Raw genomic sequence first — 16,860 nt, 5'->3', positions numbered from 1 at the left:
GTAATATATTCTTAAGAAAAAATACCCTTGTATAAATCATAAGATAATGCTATCTTAAGTGTATCACAACTGTATTAATATGATTAGTACAGTTAATACAATTCATACAGTCAAAACAGTTCATATATATGTTACAGGTGAACAGACAGAAAGGAGAGAGGCTAAATGATCGTGCTGGATTACAGGGACCGGCGTCCGCTGTATGAACAGGTGACGGAAAAACTGGAAGAGTTGATGTTTTCAGGCGTATTGCCGTCGGACAGCCGTCTGCCGTCGGTGCGCAGTATGGCAACGGAGCTTTCCATTAATCCCAATACTATACAGAGAGCCTACGCAGAATTAGAACGCCAGGGATATATTTATTCCATTCAGGGAAAAGGAAGTTTTGTTTCAGATGGAAGACATCTTGCAGAGGGGATACGCAAGGACTGGGAAAAGCAGTTTGACGCAGCCATAGAAGAGGGACTTCGCATTGGTGTAAGTTACCAGGATATGATAAAGATCTTAGAAGAGAGGGAAGGAGGTAAGGCAGATGCTTAAGGCAGTGAACCTGACAAAAAAATTTGACGATCTGGTAGCAGTGGATCACATTAACGCAGAGATCAAAAGCGGTTCTGTATTTGGTCTTATCGGAACCAACGGAGCAGGAAAATCTACGTTTCTGCGTCTGGCAGCCGGGATCCTTAAAGCAGATGAGGGCCATGTGACCATAGACGGAGAAGAGGTATTTGAAAACATAAAAGCAAAGAAAAAGTTTTTCTATATACCGGACGATGCTCATTTTTTCAGCAATGCTTCTCCTCTTGATATGATGGAATATTACAGCGTTGTGTATGAACGTTTTGACAAGGCCCGTTTCCATAAATTAATGGGTAATTTCGGCTTAGACGAAAAGAGAAAGATCCACACTTTTTCCAAGGGCATGAAAAAGCAGGTATCTGTGATCCTGGGCATCTGTTCCAATACAGATTATCTTTTCTGTGATGAGACCTTTGACGGCCTGGATCCGGTAATGCGCCAGGCAGTAAAGAGCATTTTCGCAGCAGAGATCGAAGACCGGAACATGACTCCTGTGATCGCATCCCACAACCTGCGGGAACTGGAAGATATCTGTGATCATGTAGGGCTGCTGCACAAAGGCGGCATCCTTCTTTCTAAGGATTTAGATGATATGAAGTTAAATATCCATAAGATCCAGTGTGTATTAAAAGAAGGAATGACGGCAGATGACTTAAAGGGACTTCAGATCCTTTCACAGGAAGGAAGAGGACGGCTTCTTACCCTTACAGTAAGAGGCACAAAACAGGAAGCAGAGGACATTATGAACCGGTATGAGCCAGTATTTTTTGAGTGTATCCCTCTGTCCTTAGAGGAAATATTCATCAGTGAAACGGAGGTGGCAGGTTATGACATCCGCAAGCTTATTTTTTAAACTGCAAAAAGAAGACTTAAAGCGCAGGATCTGGGTCATTGCCCTGTTGTTTTTAGGATTTTTCTTTGCCTATCCTGTAAATCTGGCGCTGATCATGGAAAACGCAGCAAACAGCCAGTTTGCCATGTACAACGGATATACGCCTCTGGTAGATACCGGAACACCGGAATACCTGGCAAAAGTGCTGGAATATAAAACAAAGGCGGTAGTGGATCTGGTTTCCTATGGAAATGTTATGCCATTATTTTTAATGGTAACAGCAGCGGTAGTGATCGGTGCAGCCGGTTTTGTTTATCTTCACAACCAGAAGAAGGTAGATTTTTACCACAGCCTTCCTGTAAGAAGGGAAATGTTGTATCTGGTATATCATGTAGATGGTATCCTCATACTGGCAGTCACCTATCTTATCCATCTTTTAGTGCTTACAGCGGCAGCTGCTGCATACGGCGTAAGCCCGGCAAAATTTGCAGGACCTATGCTCTTTGGCTTTTTCATGAACCTGCTGTATTACATGGTGACCTATGAGACCGTTATTGTGGCAATGATGATGACGGGAAAGATCATAGTGGGACTTTTAGCTACGGTTGTATTTTTCAGTTTCTTTCCGGTAGTTGGTGCTCTGATCGAGGGCTTTGAAGACATATTTTTCATTACGGCCAACCAGGTGCCAAATGAAGCGCTTTTTAATACACTGGGTCATTTATCCCCTGTAGGCGCGTACATTATGTCTCTGGCAGATATCTCCGCTGGAAAGACAGTGGAGGCAGATCAGATCCTGGGACTTTTGATCGCTATTTGTGCAGGAGCAATCCTGGGACTGGAACTTTACAGAAAACGTCCTATGGAAGCAGCAGGAAAGGCAATGGCCTTTAAAAAGACCATGGCACCCATCCGTATCCTTATTGTCCTTGCAGCTGGTATGGGAACCTCCATGTTTTTCTGGACTTTACAGAGCCGTCTGCGCTGGGGACTCTTTGGAATGGTTGTTGGCATCCTTTTAGCCCACTGCATTATTGAGATCATTTACCAGGCTGATTTTAAGAAGCTGTTTTCCCATAAAATACAGCTGATGGGCTGTGTGGCAGCAGGTGTCCTGTTTTTCTTATCCTTCCGCTATGATTGGTATGGCTATGACCGTTTTATCCCGGAAGAAGGAAAGATCGCATCAGCAGGTCTGGAACTTTCTATTGATGAAAACTTCTTAAACTGGTATGCACATGCAGTGGAAGAAGACGGTAAGTGGGTAGTTAAACATACCAGCAATATTGATTTTGTACAGAACCATATGCAGCTGACAGACATGGATACAGTACTTACTATAGCAGAAGCAGGCGTAACCCAGGCTGCCCAGGAACGGAAAACTCGTTTTGACCAGTTTTATGGAATATCCGTGGCAAGAACATCAGGTCTTGTGGTCCAGGAAACTGCCGCAGCAAATGCGGTTTCTGTGATCGGCGGGGCTGACGGTCCTACATCCATCTTTGTTGCCGGAAAAGTGGGTTCCGGTGAAAGTGATCCTTTAGAGAAAGATATTACGATTTCTGTGAATGTATTTTACAACTTAAAAAACGGTAAACAGGTGGGAAGATGTTATAATGTATCTTTAAACAGCATTATGAGTGCCTATGATACTCTGTATGCTTCAGAAGAATACAAAAAGGGTCTGTATCCTGTTTTTGAAGAGAACACAGGAGAACTTTCCAAAGTAGTCTACAAAGAAGCAGGAAGTATCTGGTATCAGACACAGGACAGCGCAGTAGCAGAAGAGGTGTTAAAGGCATACCAGGCAGACCTTCTGACTCAGACTGTGGCAGACAGAAGACAGGAAGATCCGGTAGGAAGCCTGGTGTTTATAGATAACAATATGGCCGCTTTCTTACAGCAGCAGGGCTACTGGAAAGAGGTTATGGAGATGCCTGTAAATGTTATGGCAGGCGGGTTTGAGTCCGGATATTATTATGACGGTGATTATACTTATGATATAGCAGATGATTACTGTGTTTCCTGGCCAGTTTATCCTTCTTTTAAGAATACAATGGAAGTTTTAAAGAAGCAGTCCGTTGTGCCGGGAAGTTATATGACGGCAAAAAATATCCAGAGCATAAGGATCGACCTGCAAAGCCTATATGTAGGTGAAGAAGGTGCCATAAGACTTCCTCAGGGAGATGAATTAGAAAAGCTAAAAGAAGAAAATCCTCATTATTCTGAACAGGGACGTCTGGATATTACAGATTCTGAGGAGATCGCAGAGCTGATCGGCGCCTGCCAGGAAAGCTCTTTAGCAGAGAATAATGGTCTTTGCAGCAGTTTTAATGGAGATGAAGATCTGTTTGTCTACGTGACAATGAAAAATGGAAGCCAGATCAGGAGCAACTTAGACCTTGAAAAACTGACTTCCAGGGGAAAAGAGTTATTTACAGGAATTCCTGTAGCTTTTTAATAAAATGCAGTTATCCGGTCTATAGCCAGATAACCATGAAAATTTATGAATGACAGCCGGAACAGCCGCTGCATCCGCCGGAAACGTTGCCAGGACCGAATACCTGGTCGTGAAGCTTTCTTCCTGTTGGTGTGGCGGCTAATCCGCCTTCTGCTGTTTCTTTTAAGGTAGGTGACATAACATCGCCGATCCGCTTCATGGACCAGATCACCTCGTCAGCCGGGATCGCACTGTCAATGCCTGCAAGAGCCATTTCCGCAGCAACAAAGGCACCGGCTACACCGGAAGCATTGCGCTTGATACAGGGGATCTCCACCAGACCTGCTACCGGGTCACATACAAGGCCAAGGATATTTTTTAAGGCAATGGCAACTGCCTGGGAGACCATATGGGGAGTTCCGCCAGCCAGCTCTGTGATAGCAGCAGCAGCCATGGCAGCAGCAGAACCGCACTCAGCCTGACATCCGCCCTGGGCGCCTGCTAAAGAGGCATTGTTTGCAATGACCATACCAACGGCAGAGGCTGTAAAAAGTGCCATTACGCAGTCGTGGTCAGAACATCCTTTCTCTTCCTGCATGGTGATCAGGGCAGCTGGAAGGATGCCGCAGCTTCCGGCAGTAGGAGCAGCTACGATACGGCCCATGGAAGCGTTTAATTCAGAGACAGCCAGTGCCCGGTAGAGAGCACCGGAAAGGAAGGAACCGGTAAGGCTTTTGCCGCTTTCACTGTACCGGCGCAGCTTAAAGGCATCGCCTCCTGTAAGTCCACTGGTACTTTTTAAGTGTTCATCACAGCCAGGTTCGATACATTCCTTCATAACCTGGAAATTAGAAGCCATTTTTTCATATACGGTCTTTTCGTCCAGTTCTATCTGCTGTGCCTGCTGGCTCAGCACCAGGGCTGAAACGGGAAGATTATTTTTTTCTGCAGCCTGGATCAGGGAGGCAACAGAAGAGTAGTTAAAATCAGTATTCATGATGTAAAGAAACCTCCTTAAGATTTAATGTTCTCTTTATCAGATAGGCTGCAGCATAGTGCTGGAATAGATATTGGGAAGCGTATTGATCTTCTTATTGATCTCAGGACTTGGTTTTCCGTCCAGTTCAATGGTCATAACCGCCTCGCCGCCTTTTTTCTGTCTGGAAAGACGGAAATTGCAGATGTTGATGCCTTCTTCTGCCATGACTTCTGTAACAGCGGCAATGGTGCCGGGAGCATCTTTGTGAAGGACGATCAGAGTCGTATACTGTCCGGTAAGGGAAACTTCCATACCATTGACTTCCGTTACCAGGATATTTCCGCCTCCGATACTGGAACCCAGAAGAGAAACCTGCCGTCCGTTGGCATCTGTCAATGTAACTTTTGCAGTATTTGGATGGGCGCCGTCAATGTCACCTGTGGAAATGTGTACTTCCAGGCCGGCTTCTTTTGCCAGTTCCGGAGCCTGTCGGATACGCACATCATCAGTAGCCATTCCCATGATTCCGGCGATCAGTGCCTTGTCTGTACCATGGCCTTTGTAGGTTTTTGCAAAGGAACCGTGAAGGAGGATATCTGCTTTTACAGCAGGAGCTCCAAGGAGTGTCCTTGTAATACGGCCGATCCTGGCAGCGCCGGCAGTATGGGAGCTGGAAGGACCGATCATAACAGGACCAAGTATGTCAAATACGTTCATAAGTACACCTTCTTTGATTTAGATTTTTAAAACATTTTTTAAGAAAGCTTTTTTGCGATCTGAGATAAAATCATTACTGAAAGTATACATTAAAATGTAAGAAAAAACAACGCTTCTTCTATATTGACAATCGGGGGTATCAAGGATAAAATCAAGAGAAGCAAATGTGAGAGGAGAGCTAAGCTTATGAGACCATGGGAAAAAAACATCCGTCAGGTAGTTCCTTATGTACCGGGAGAACAGCCTGCAGGTGATAAGATCGTTAAATTGAATACAAATGAAAATCCATATCCACCGGCGCCAGGTGTAAAAAAGGTCTTAGAAGAGATGGAAGCAGACCGTTTACGTAAGTATCCGGATCCTACAGCGTCCATTTTAGTTAAGGAACTGGCTTCTTATTATGGATTAAACGAGGATCAGGTTTTCGTGGGAGTAGGTTCAGATGATGTACTTGCCATGTCATTTCTTACTTTCTTCAACTCAGATAAACCGGTGCTTTTCCCGGATGTGACCTATTCTTTCTATAAAGTATGGGCGGATCTTTTTAAAGTACCGTTTGAGACACCTGTTTTAAAAGAAGATTTTACCATTGATGTAAAAGATTATGAAAAGGAAAACGGCGGTGTGATCTTCCCAAATCCAAATGCGCCAACAGGTGTATATATGCCACTGGATCAGGTAGAAGAGATCTTAAAGGCAAATCAGGATGTGGTAGTGATCGTAGATGAGGCTTATGTGGATTTTGCAGGGCCTTCCGCACTGGAACTTCTGGATAAATATGAAAATCTTTTAGTAGTCCAGACTTTCAGCAAGTCCCGCTCCATGGCAGGTATGCGTATTGGTTTTGCAATGGGACATCCGGATCTGATCCGCGCTTTAAATGATGTAAAATACTCTTATAATTCCTATACCATGAACCTTTCATCTCTCTTAGCAGGTGTGGAAGCAGTAAAGGATAAGGAATATTTTGAAAAGACAATTGAAAAGATCGTAGCTACCAGGGAACATGCAAAGAAGCGTCTTACAGAACTGGGATTTACCTTCCCCAATTCCCAGTCAAATTTTATTTTCGCTTCTCATAAGTCCGTTCCGGCAGAAAAGATCTTTGAGGCATTGAAGAAAGAACAGATCTATGTGCGCTATTTTAAAACACCTGGTCTGGACAACAGTCTTCGTATTTCTATAGGAACAGATGAAGAAATGGATACATTATTCCGCTTTTTGGAAGCATATTTACCCAATGCCTGAAAGGAAGATGAGTGAATGGATAAACATATCCTGCGTCTGATACTAAAGATCCTGCTGCCTGCGTCCGGATGGTTTCTTTTATGCTTTTTCGGACCCAGGTGTTTGAAATTTTTTATGCCCTTTGTGATCGGCTGGCTGATCTCCATGCTGGCCAATCCGCTGGTGCGTTTTCTTGAGAGAAAGCTATGCCTGGTGCGAAAACACAGTTCCATGGTCATTGTAGCCGGAGCCCTGGCTCTGGTCATTGGCCTTATTTATCTGGCTGTGTCAAATGGTGCCAGGCTTTTGTGGTCTTTTATGAAAGACCTGCCTGACTTATATGCAGGGATCGAAGCGGAAGTTCAGGAAAGCCTGACCCATTTGGAAAATCTGTTTGCCTATGCACCTGCAGGCATCAGGACAGGCTGGGAAAAACTGGGAAATAATCTGGGGGAACTGGTAGGAAAGCTGGCAGGTTCCATTGCCCCGCCTACAGTAGAGGCAGCAGGGGCAGTGGCGAAAATGATCCCCTCGCTTATGGTGTACTCTGTTGTTACTATTCTGTCAGCTTATTTTTTTATTGCAGACAGAGACCGGATCCTGGCTTTTGTAAGAAGCCATATGCCTGACTGGGCAAAAAAATACAGCCAGTATATAAGGACAGAGGCCCGACGTCTGATCGAATGCTATTTTACTGCCCAGTTCAAAATTATGGCAGTGGTATGGATAATACTGACAGTGGGATTTTTCATACTTGGAGTAAAATATAGCCTGTTATGGGGATTTCTCATTGCATTTTTAGATTTTCTTCCGGTATTTGGAGCAGGAACAGCTCTGTTTCCATGGGGGATCATTAAGCTGCTGGGAGGGGAATATGCCTTTGCAGCAGGGCTTCTGCTTATTTATGTACTTACCCAGGTGATCCGCCAGGTAGTACAGCCTAAGTTAGTAGGAGACAGTCTGGGATTAAACCCCATATTGACCCTGCTATTCCTGTATTTAGGTTTTAAATTAAAAGGTATTGCAGGAATGATCCTGGCAGTACCCTGTGGTATGTTTTTTGTGAGCCTGTATAATTATGGAGCCTTTAGAAATATCACGGACAGCCTAAAGGAGCTGACAGATATCCTGAAAGCATTCATGAATGAAAAATGACAATGTCAGAAAGGTTTTTTATATAAAAGATATGGAAAAAAAAGAAAAAAAGATTCCTGTAAGCCGCAGTAAGTCGGCTTTTAAAGAAAGGGAGCGGGAAAGAAAAGAAAAAGAAAGAGCGGAAAGAGAAAAGGCCAAGGCTGTCATGGAAGAAAACCTGGCAGATGAAAATGAAACACAGGAAAATGAAACACAGGAAACAGAGAAAAAGCCATTTTCCTGGAAGCTTGCAGCGGGAATACTGGCAGGTGTAGTAATAACCGGTGCAGCCGGATATGTGGGTATGTCTATGAAATACCAGAATACATACCTTCCAGGTACCTGCATTAATGGAATGAATGCAGCAGGAATGAGTCCTAAAGCAGTAGAAGAAGCTATGGCAAAGGAGGCAGGCGATTATTCCCTGCGCCTGGTGTTGAGAAATGATGCGTCTGAGAATATAGAGGGAAGTGCCATTGGGCTTAATACTGTATTTGATGGAAGTCTTGAAAACATCCTTAAGCAGCAAAATCCTTATACCTGGCCCATTCATATGATAAAAGGGGAAAATTATGAGATCGAGACTATGCTGGCTTATGAGGATGAGGCTCTTGATCAGGCAGTAGACAGCTTAAATGCCATGGATCCGGCTCATGTGACTGCGCCGGAGAATGCTCATTTATCAGACTATATAAAAGGAGAAGGCTATTCTGTTATTCCTGAGACAGAAGGAGACCAGTTAAATCCTGAAAAAGTAAAGGAAGAAGTAAAGGCGGCTATTAACGATCTGAAAGAAGAGATCGATCTGGATGAGCTGGGCTGCTATGAAGAGCCTGCTGTCCGCTCAGATGATGAAAGCCTTACAGCTATGGCTGACAGCCTGAACCATTATGTAAATATGACAGTCACTTATACCATGGGGAGCAAGAATGAGATCCTGGACGGTGAGCAGATCCATACCTGGCTTTCTTATTCAGATGGTCAGGTCACAGTGGATGAAGGAAAGATCTCTGAATATGTAAAGTCCCTGGCATCCAAATACAATACTGCATATACAAAACGTACCTTTAAGACCAGTTATGGACCGGAAGTAGAGGTAAGCGGTGTTTATGGCTGGCGTATTGACCAGCAGGCAGAGGCAGCTGCATTAAAAGAAGCCCTTGCAGAGGGAAAAAATGTTACAAAGGAACCTGCCTATGCCCAGAAAGCGGCCAGCCATGATGGCAATGATTATGGAAATACCTATGCAGAGGTAAATTTAACGGCCCAGCATATGTATTTTTACAAAGATGGAAAGAAGATCCTGGAGTCTGATTTTGTATCCGGAAATGTTTCAAAGGGATATACCACGCCTCCGGGACTGTTCAGCCTGACTTACAAGCAGAGGGATGCAACCTTAAAGGGACAGGGGTATGCAAGTCCTGTAAAGTTCTGGATGCCATTTAACGGCGGTATCGGTTTCCATGATGCCAGCTGGAGAAATACCTTTGGCGGCACTATTTACAAAAAGAATGGCTCCCATGGCTGTGTAAATATGCCATATGCAGCAGCCAAAACTTTATTTGAAAATGTGTATGCCGGTATGCCGGTCATCTGTTATAACCTGGCAGGAACGGAAAATGCCCAGTCTTCCAAGGCTTCAGGAAAGGATGACACAGCAGTACCTGCACAGCCAACAACGGCAGCACAGCCGACCCAGGCACCGTCCCAGACCCAGCCGGCAGAGACTCAGGCACCTGCTACAGACCCTGCGGGACCGGGAGAGACCACAAAGGCACCAGAGACTGCTGCACCGACCCAGGCACCTTCCGAGTCTGCTATTGTACAGCCGATAGAAACCACCTCTCCGGCGGAGAATGCCACAAAAGAAGTGGGGCCTGCGTTTACCACAGAAGCTCCTGCAGAGGAGATCGGACCAGGGGTCTGATGGCAGAAAACGTTGACAAATCGCAAAAACCATTCTATAATGCGTTTTGACACAACGAGGACGAACATACATAGAACGAAATAAAGACGGATTTCGGAGTTGGACTCCGGATATCCCAGATCCAACCAGGGAGGAATGAATTATGACAATGGCTAAGAAGGCAGCTAAAACATCTGCAGTAAAAGAAAATGTAAAAGAAACCGCAAAAGAGGTAGCTCCAGTAGTAAAGGAGACTGTAAAAGAAGCAGCAGCTACTGTAAAGGCAGTTGCAGCAGAGGCAAAGGAAGCTGTTAAGAAGGCTCCTGCAAAGAAGCCTGCAGCTAAGAGAACAACTGCAAAGAAGGCAGTTGAGCCAAAGATGGAAGTACATTTCCAGTTCGCTGGTAAGGATATCCTTGCTAAGAGCGTATTAGATCAGGCTGTAGAAGCATACAAGAGCACTCACAAAGATGTAGAGATCAAGAAAGTTGAGCTTTACATAGTTGCAGAAGAGGGCGCAGCTTACTATGTAGTAAACGGTGAAGCATCTGACGACTTCAAGGTTATGCTGTAATCGAAAAATCTTTTAGAACAGAAATTATGAAAAAGGCTGGTGGGCGGATAGACCTGCCGGCCTTTTCCTGTTTGTAACATAATCTGATAAACTCGTAATTTGACAAAGAAAGGAAACAATGGGATGACAGAACTGCCACAACGCTTTAAAGAGCGCATGAGGGAACTGCTTGGAAATGAATATGAAGCATTTGAAGCCAGCTATGAGCAGGAAAAGGTACAGGGACTGCGGTTTAACAGTTTAAAGACAAAAGAGGGAAGAGAACCTGACTGGGAAGAAGCAGGGGTAAAGACTCTGGCAGCAGAAACCGCAAAACTCTTAAATATGGAATTAACGCCGGTTCCCTGGGTAAAAGAAGGTTATTATTACCCGTTAGATGCAAGACCTGGCAAACACCCGTTCCATGAAGCAGGACTTTACTATATCCAGGAGCCAAGTGCCATGTCCGTAGTAGAGTTTTTAAATCCGAAACCAGGGGAAAATGTATTGGATCTGTGTGCAGCTCCCGGCGGAAAGTCCAGCCATATTGCATCCCGTTTAAAAGGAGAAGGCTTTCTTTTATCAAATGAGATCCATCCGGGCAGGGCAAAGATACTTTCCCAGAATATGGAGCGCATGGGAGTTGGAAACTGCGTAGTCACAAATGAAGATGCAGCAAGCCTTGCGAAAGTCTTTCCTCAGTTTTTTGACCGGATTGCAGTAGATGCTCCCTGTTCCGGAGAGGGAATGTTCCGTAAAGAGGAAGAAGCAGTCAGACAGTGGAGCGAGGACCATGTAAAAATGTGCGCTGCCCGTCAGAGAGAGATCTTAGAAGATGCAGCTTCTATGTTAAAACCAGGGGGAACCATGGTCTATTCTACCTGTACTTTTGCGCCGGAAGAAAATGAAGGGACCATTCTTGCCTTTTTAAAGAGCCATGATGATTTTTACCTGGAAGAGAGAGAATGCCCCAAAGGGCTTATGGCTGCAGTGCCGCAGTGGGCCTTTTTTGGAGCAGATAAGGAAGATGACTCTGAACGGGACCTGGCAGGAGAGAACGGAATTGAAAAGTATCATCTGGAACGTGCGTTCCGCATTATGCCCCATAAGACAGAGGGAGAAGGCCATTTTATGGCAGTGCTCCGCCGCAAAGAAGACGGTATGGGCTTTTCAGGAAAAAGAAGCCTGCCTGCTTATATGGATCTGAAAAAAGAAAAAGATGTGTTAAAAGAACTGCACCGTTTTCTGGAGGAGACACTGACAGAGCCGGAAGTACTGAAAAAAAGAAAAGAATATCTGCGTTTTGGGGACCAGCTGTATCTGCTGCCGCCTCAGATGGTAAGTTTAAAAGGACTGAAAGTGCTGCGTCCGGGGCTTCATATTGGAACCATTAAAAAGAACCGCTTTGAACCATCTCATGCCCTGGCATTGTGGCTGTTTCCGGAAGATGCAAAAGTACAAAAAGAAGTAGAACCAGATGGAACAGAGGCAGTGAAATATTTAAAGGGGGAGACACTGACCGGTGATACCGGTATGTCTGCTCCCTGTGAAAAAGGCTGGGTATTGATCTGTACAGGAAATGTAAGTCTTGGCTGGGGCAAGATGGCTGCCGGGACCATTAAAAATCATTATCCCAAAGGCCTTCGGTGGATGTAAGTTCCGGCTCTTTTACCAAAGCTGCCATATCCGCAGGCAGATGGGCCGTAAAGCTTAAAGGCTCTCCGGTAAGGGGATGGATAAACTCCAGACCATAAGAGTGAAGGGGCTGGCGGCTGATATAACGGTAGTCCGGGTTATAGAGGAAATCTCCGGGAAGGGGGTGGCCAATATAACTCATATGGACACGGATCTGGTGGGTCCGCCCCGTATCTAATTTAAGGCTGATATAGGAAAGATCCTTTTCTTCATCATAAGAGAGCAGGCGGTAACGGGTCCTGGCTGTCTCACCATGTTCAAAGTCAATACGGCGAAGGACGGTAGAGTCTTCAGCCCGTCCAATGGGGGCATCAATGATGCCCTCTTTTTCTGTTTTTCCGCAGACAATTGCCCGGTACTGTCTGTGGATCTGCCTGTTAAGCATCTGGTCTGAAAGGATGCAGCCAGCTAAAAGATGTTTAGCGATCACTAAAAGGCCGGTGGTATCCCGGTCTAAGCGGTTGATCGCCCGGTAGACTAAGGTCTGGCCTTTGCTCTGGTAATACCAGGCAACTGCATTTGCCAGCGTGTGGTCAAAATGGCCCTGGGAAGGGTGGATGGGTACACCGGCATCTTTATTTACCACTAAAATATCTTCATCTTCGTAAACAATATTTAAAGGAAGTTCTACAGGGACAATATTCTGAGAATTTTCCTCCTCTAAAGTAGCAATAAGTATCTCACCTGCCTGGAGCCTGTGGATGGTAAATGCAAGCTCTCCCCCGATGGTAAGGCCGGTAGGAGAATTCCGCAGTTTTACCACCAGACGGTGGGAATAACCTTTGCTTCTTAAAAACTGTTCTACGGTCTTTCCCTGGTCCTTTTCTGTTATTTTATATTGTAATGTCTTTTTGATCATCGATTGTCTGTATTCCCTTCATGATCTTTGTTAGATCGTTTATCTGTTTTAAGTTTCCTGTAAATCATAACACAGCCTAAAAGGTTCGTCAAAAGCTTCCGGTGCAGGTTATTGCATATCTGCAGGAAAATGGGAATAGGATGAAATAAGATTTTGAGAGTACATAAATGCTCCAGGGAGAAAATGGATGAGAAAAAAGATCAGGCCTGTATGGTTATGGCTTCTGTTTTTAACACTGTTTCTGGGGCTGATATTTCAAAGTTTTCCTGTTAAGGCCCAGGAACAGGAAGAACTCCGCCTGTATTCCCAGTCCGTCGTGCTTATGGATGGTTTAAGCGGACGCATCTTATATGGAAAAAATGCAGAACAGATCCGTCCCATGGCCAGCACCACGAAGATCATGACCTGTATCCTTGCCCTTGAAAATGGAAAAACGGAAGAATGGGTAAGTGCCTCTTCTTATGCAGCCTCCCAGCCTAAAGTCCGTATGGGAGTAAGAAAAGGGGAGCAGTACCGTTTAAAGGACCTGCTGTATGGCCTGATGCTGGAGTCTTATAATGATGCAGCTGTGATGATCGCGGAATTTATAGGCGGTACAAGAGAAGGTTTTGCAGCTATGATGAATGAAAAAGCCAGGGAGTTAGGCTGTAAGGATACCTGGTTTATTACCCCCAATGGTTTAGACGCCCAGGAAACAGATGAAAAGGGAGAAATACATACCCATTCCACTACAGCAAAAGATCTGGCAAGGATCTTATTATACTGTATACAGGAGTCGCCGAAAAAAGAGGAGTTTTTAAAGATAACCAGGACCCAGAACCATGGATTTTATGATCTGGAAAATAAAAGGCAGATCCAGTGCCGCAATCACAATGCTCTTTTGGATATGATGGACGGGGCCCTTACAGGAAAGACCGGTTTTACTGGGGGCGCAGGTTATTCTTATGTTGGTGCGCTGGAAAAAAATGGAAAACTTTTTATCATTGCCCTGTTAGGCTGTGGCTGGCCTCCTCATAAAACCTGGAAATGGTCAGATGCCAGAAGCCTTCTTTCCTATGGAATGGAAAATTATGAGAAAACAGATCTGTATGAACGCTGCCAAAAAACAGAGCCATTGCCTGTAAAAGTAGATGGCGGCATCTGCTGGGGAGAGCAGCCTCAGGACCATGTGCTGGCAAGGGAAGATTTACGATCAGAGGAAAAACATGTTTATGCTCTGGTAAAAAAAGAGGAAAAACAGAAAAAAAAGGTGTTCCTGCCAAAGCAGCTGCAGGCTCCTGTAAAAGAAGGGCAGAAGATAGGACGGGTTTGTTATTATGTAGAAGGGGAATTGCTAAGGGAAATTCCCTTATACAGTGACCGCCAGATCACAAAAATGACTTTTTGGGGAACGCTGGAACATATTTTTGGTCTGTGGGTCCACAAGTGTTAAAGTTTTCTTACGAATTAGTTTGATTTGTGTGAACATTTTTTGTTGCGGTTGACATTAAGGAGTAAATATCATTATAATGATACCAGTGTCGAAAGGTAAAAATCCGACGCAAGCCTGCTTGCAGGAGGATTTTTTATCTTGGGACACGCAAAAACATGAGTAAGTAGCCATTTTTGCAAAAAATGAGCGGATTACGAATGGTTTTGAAGATTGCGAGAGCACAAAGTGCGTAGCAATCTGGTATCATGAGATACAGAAAATTCAGGAGATAATACAGCAAGATGAAGGGAAAAATATACAAAAAAGGTCTGGCAGTCCTGTTAGGCCTGACACTGGCGGCCAACCTTCCGGTGACCAGCCCGTTGTCCATCCACATGTTGGATTCCTATGCTTATACGGGGGCGGCTACAGTCAAGGCGTCCTCTTTAAATGTAAGAAGTGATGCAGGAACCGGTTACAGTGCAGTGGCCCGTCTGGCAGCAGGAGCCAGCATCCAGATCACAGGAGAAAAAAAGGGAACTGATGGAAAGACCTGGTACCGGATCCAGTACACAGGCAGTAACGGTCAGGCAGGTACAGGTTATGTATCCGCCGCTTACATAAGACTCCCTGTTTCCTATTCTACAGATGCAAGCTTTGAGTCCTATCTGACTTCCCAGGGATTTCCGGAAAGTTATAAGGATGGTTTAAGACAGCTTCATGCCCAGTATCCAAACTGGGTATTCCGGGCGAAAAATACAGGGATCGACTGGAATACGGCCATTGAAAATGAGTCGGTCCTGGGTCGAAACCTGGTTGCAACAGGAAGCATTTCTTCCTGGAAATCCGTAGAAAGCGGTGCCTATAACTGGGATAACAGTACCTGGACCGGCTTTGACGGCAGCAACTGGGTAGCAGCTTCCCAGGACATTATCCGTTATTACATGGACCCAAGAAACTTTTTAGATGATACCTATGTATTCCAGTTCCTTTCCCATGAATATGATGGAAGCACACAGACAAAAGAGGGCCTTACAGGAATGGTTTCCGGCTCCTTCCTTTCCGGAACAACAGACTCCACCGGAACAGGGGGAAGTTCTTCTTCCGGCGGTTCTTCTACACCAGGAGGCAGCAGCTCTTCCGGCAGTTCTTCCAGTTCTGTTTCACAGGAGGGACCGGGAGGAAGAAACGGTGCAACAGGTGATACAAATCATGGACCTGGTGTGGCAGGAGGCAGCCCTTCCGGCAGCAGTTCTTCTGGTGAGAGCAGCACTACATCCGGCAGCAATGATGTAAGCACCCAGGCACCGGGAAGCAGTTCCGGTTCGGGAAACAGTACAGAAAGCAGTACAGGAGATGGAAATGTAAGTCTGGAAGCGCCTCATGCGTCTATTACACCAAAGGAGCATAACCTGGTAACTTCCAATGTAAGCCTGGTAGCTCCGGGACAGTCTGATGGCACGATAAATAGCACAGGCAGTTCACAGCCTGGAACTGTAACCACTGATAACAGTTCTTCCAGTCCTTCCGGCCAGACAACAAGTCCTTCTTCCGGCTCATCTGGAAGCAAGAGCTATGTGGATATCCTTATGGATGCAGCAGCGCAGTCCGGCGTAAGTCCTTATGTTTTAGCTGCCATGATCCTTCAGGAGCAGGGAACCAATGGCGGAACACCGCTGATCTCAGGTAATTATTCCGGATATTCCGGTTACTATAACTTCTTTAACGTAGAAGCCTATCAGTCCGGTTCCATGTCTGCAACCCAGATGGGACTGCGGTATGCAAGTCAGTCCGGCAGTTATGGAAGACCATGGAATACAGTAGAAAAATCCATTTTAGGCGGTGCCCAGAATTATGGTGACAACTATGTAAAAGCAGGGCAGAATACATTTTACCTTAAAAAGTTCAATGTGCAGGGATCCAATCCTTATAAACATCAGTACATGAGCAATGTACAGGGAGCAGCCTCAGAAGCAGAGCGCCTTTCCAAGGCATACAGTTCCTTAAAGAGTTCTGCCCTGGAATTCCAGATCCCTGTATTTAACAACATGCCGGCACAGGCATGCAGCGCGCCTACAGGAGACGGAAGTCCTAACAACAAACTTTCTGGTCTGAGTGCAGATGGTTTCAGCTTAACTCCTTCCTTCAGCAAGGATACAACAAGCTACAATCTGATCGTAGATACTTCTGTGACCAGCCTTCAGATCAGCGCTACAGCAGCAGACGGCAAGGCATCCGTTGCAGGTACCGGAAATACAGAACTTACTGGTAATTCCAGTGATATTACTATTACTGTTACAGCTCAGAATGGAAGCACAAGGACATACAGTATCCACGTAGTACGTCAGTCAGGAGGAAACACACCTTCCGGCACGGGATCAGCAAATTCTTCAAACAGCAGTTCCTCTTCCAGTCCGGCAAGTCCGGGCGGAAGCAGTGGAGGACCAGGTGACACGGGAAGCAGCCAGACACCTGGAGGCAGCAATGTGACCATTGTGAATGTGCAGTAAAAAAACAGGAAAGCAGGA

The 16,860-nt window shown here is 45.3% G+C and carries 13 protein-coding genes; 10 read left to right on the top strand and 3 right to left on the bottom strand.

The window, feature by feature from the left end; all coding sequences use genetic code 11:
* Window positions 1-165 precede the first annotated feature (165 nt).
* From DW251_RS04770 to DW251_RS04760, 3 genes are read left to right on the top strand one after another with little or no spacing between them, the layout of a single operon-like run.
* Entirely contained in the window at window positions 166-540 is a 375-nt protein-coding gene (locus tag DW251_RS04770; RefSeq protein ID WP_021870944.1) for a GntR family transcriptional regulator, read from the top strand.
* The gene (locus DW251_RS04765; RefSeq protein WP_021870945.1) at window positions 533-1,432 is read left to right on the top strand and encodes an ABC transporter ATP-binding protein; all 900 of its coding nucleotides are present in this window, start codon (window positions 533-535) and stop codon (window positions 1,430-1,432) included. The genes DW251_RS04770 and DW251_RS04765 overlap by 8 nt, the downstream gene beginning before the upstream one ends.
* Entirely contained in the window at window positions 1,407-3,872 is a 2,466-nt protein-coding gene (locus tag DW251_RS04760; RefSeq protein ID WP_021870946.1) for a DUF6449 domain-containing protein, read from the top strand. Before DW251_RS04765 ends, DW251_RS04760 begins: the two co-directional genes overlap by 26 nt.
* 43 nt (window positions 3,873-3,915) lie before the next feature.
* On the opposite strand, the gene sdaAA is transcribed toward DW251_RS04760, so the two are convergent.
* Window positions 3,916-4,848 (bottom strand): L-serine ammonia-lyase, iron-sulfur-dependent, subunit alpha, encoded by a 933-nt coding sequence (gene sdaAA, locus DW251_RS04755; RefSeq protein ID WP_118300377.1) that lies wholly within the window; start codon window positions 4,846-4,848, stop codon window positions 3,916-3,918.
* A gap of 39 nt (window positions 4,849-4,887) precedes the next feature.
* The gene (gene sdaAB, locus DW251_RS04750) at window positions 4,888-5,547 is read right to left on the bottom strand and encodes an L-serine ammonia-lyase, iron-sulfur-dependent subunit beta (RefSeq protein WP_118300376.1); all 660 of its coding nucleotides are present in this window, start codon (window positions 5,545-5,547) and stop codon (window positions 4,888-4,890) included.
* Between the two features lie 186 nt (window positions 5,548-5,733).
* Between sdaAB and hisC the strand changes: the two genes are divergently transcribed.
* From hisC to DW251_RS04725, 5 genes are all read left to right on the top strand, one after another.
* On the top strand, window positions 5,734-6,795 hold the full coding sequence (hisC, locus tag DW251_RS04745; RefSeq protein ID WP_118300375.1) for a histidinol-phosphate transaminase: 1,062 nt from the start codon (window positions 5,734-5,736) through the stop codon (window positions 6,793-6,795).
* A gap of 15 nt (window positions 6,796-6,810) precedes the next feature.
* Window positions 6,811-7,929, top strand: a complete 1,119-nt coding sequence (ytvI, locus tag DW251_RS04740; RefSeq protein WP_021870951.1) for a sporulation integral membrane protein YtvI — start codon at window positions 6,811-6,813, stop codon at window positions 7,927-7,929.
* Window positions 7,930-7,960: 31 nt separating this feature from the next.
* A complete protein-coding gene (locus tag DW251_RS04735) occupies window positions 7,961-9,835 on the top strand; it encodes a L,D-transpeptidase family protein (RefSeq protein ID WP_243034879.1) in 1,875 nt (624 codons plus the stop codon).
* Window positions 9,836-9,977: 142 nt separating this feature from the next.
* Window positions 9,978-10,388: a DUF6465 family protein gene (locus tag DW251_RS18190; RefSeq protein ID WP_021870953.1), complete on the top strand. Its 411-nt coding sequence runs from the start codon at window positions 9,978-9,980 to the stop codon at window positions 10,386-10,388.
* 123 nt (window positions 10,389-10,511) lie between these two features.
* Window positions 10,512-12,023 (top strand): RsmB/NOP family class I SAM-dependent RNA methyltransferase, encoded by a 1,512-nt coding sequence (locus DW251_RS04725; protein WP_021870954.1) that lies wholly within the window; start codon window positions 10,512-10,514, stop codon window positions 12,021-12,023.
* Here DW251_RS04725 and DW251_RS04720 read toward each other — a convergent pair.
* Window positions 11,986-12,921, bottom strand: a complete 936-nt coding sequence (locus DW251_RS04720; RefSeq protein ID WP_021870955.1) for an RluA family pseudouridine synthase — start codon at window positions 12,919-12,921, stop codon at window positions 11,986-11,988. The two genes, DW251_RS04725 and DW251_RS04720, sit on opposite strands and share 38 nt — an antisense overlap.
* Before the next feature lie 187 nt (window positions 12,922-13,108).
* On the opposite strand from DW251_RS04720, the gene DW251_RS04715 reads away from it, so the two are divergent.
* Window positions 13,109-14,353 (top strand): D-alanyl-D-alanine carboxypeptidase family protein, encoded by a 1,245-nt coding sequence (locus DW251_RS04715; protein ID WP_021870956.1) that lies wholly within the window; start codon window positions 13,109-13,111, stop codon window positions 14,351-14,353.
* Between the two features lie 281 nt (window positions 14,354-14,634).
* Window positions 14,635-16,842: an SH3 domain-containing protein gene (locus tag DW251_RS04710; RefSeq protein WP_021870957.1), complete on the top strand. Its 2,208-nt coding sequence runs from the start codon at window positions 14,635-14,637 to the stop codon at window positions 16,840-16,842.
* Window positions 16,843-16,860 lie beyond the last annotated feature (18 nt).

The organism is Clostridium sp. AM22-11AC (genome assembly GCF_003473545.1).
Taxonomy (GTDB): Bacteria; Bacillota; Clostridia; order Lachnospirales; family Lachnospiraceae; genus Enterocloster.
Note: the sequence above shows the minus strand (reverse complement) of the source record. Positions and strands in the feature narration are given on the sequence as shown.

What these genes read in the sequence shown, in the direction of transcription:
- DW251_RS04770 (WP_021870944.1), top strand. Translation starts at nt 166, where the DNA reads ATGATCGTGCTGGATTACAGGGACCGGCGTCCGCTGTATGAACAGGTG.
- DW251_RS04765 (WP_021870945.1), top strand. Translation starts at nt 533, where the DNA reads ATGCTTAAGGCAGTGAACCTGACAAAAAAATTTGACGATCTGGTAGCA.
- DW251_RS04760 (WP_021870946.1), top strand. Translation starts at nt 1,407, where the DNA reads ATGACATCCGCAAGCTTATTTTTTAAACTGCAAAAAGAAGACTTAAAG.
- sdaAA (WP_118300377.1), bottom strand. Translation starts at nt 4,848, where the DNA reads ATGAATACTGATTTTAACTACTCTTCTGTTGCCTCCCTGATCCAGGCT.
- sdaAB (WP_118300376.1), bottom strand. Translation starts at nt 5,547, where the DNA reads ATGAACGTATTTGACATACTTGGTCCTGTTATGATCGGTCCTTCCAGC.
- hisC (WP_118300375.1), top strand. Translation starts at nt 5,734, where the DNA reads ATGAGACCATGGGAAAAAAACATCCGTCAGGTAGTTCCTTATGTACCG.
- ytvI (WP_021870951.1), top strand. Translation starts at nt 6,811, where the DNA reads ATGGATAAACATATCCTGCGTCTGATACTAAAGATCCTGCTGCCTGCG.
- DW251_RS04735 (WP_243034879.1), top strand. Translation starts at nt 7,961, where the DNA reads ATGGAAAAAAAAGAAAAAAAGATTCCTGTAAGCCGCAGTAAGTCGGCT.
- DW251_RS18190 (WP_021870953.1), top strand. Translation starts at nt 9,978, where the DNA reads ATGACAATGGCTAAGAAGGCAGCTAAAACATCTGCAGTAAAAGAAAAT.
- DW251_RS04725 (WP_021870954.1), top strand. Translation starts at nt 10,512, where the DNA reads ATGACAGAACTGCCACAACGCTTTAAAGAGCGCATGAGGGAACTGCTT.
- DW251_RS04720 (WP_021870955.1), bottom strand. Translation starts at nt 12,921, where the DNA reads ATGATCAAAAAGACATTACAATATAAAATAACAGAAAAGGACCAGGGA.
- DW251_RS04715 (WP_021870956.1), top strand. Translation starts at nt 13,109, where the DNA reads ATGAGAAAAAAGATCAGGCCTGTATGGTTATGGCTTCTGTTTTTAACA.
- DW251_RS04710 (WP_021870957.1), top strand. Translation starts at nt 14,635, where the DNA reads ATGAAGGGAAAAATATACAAAAAAGGTCTGGCAGTCCTGTTAGGCCTG.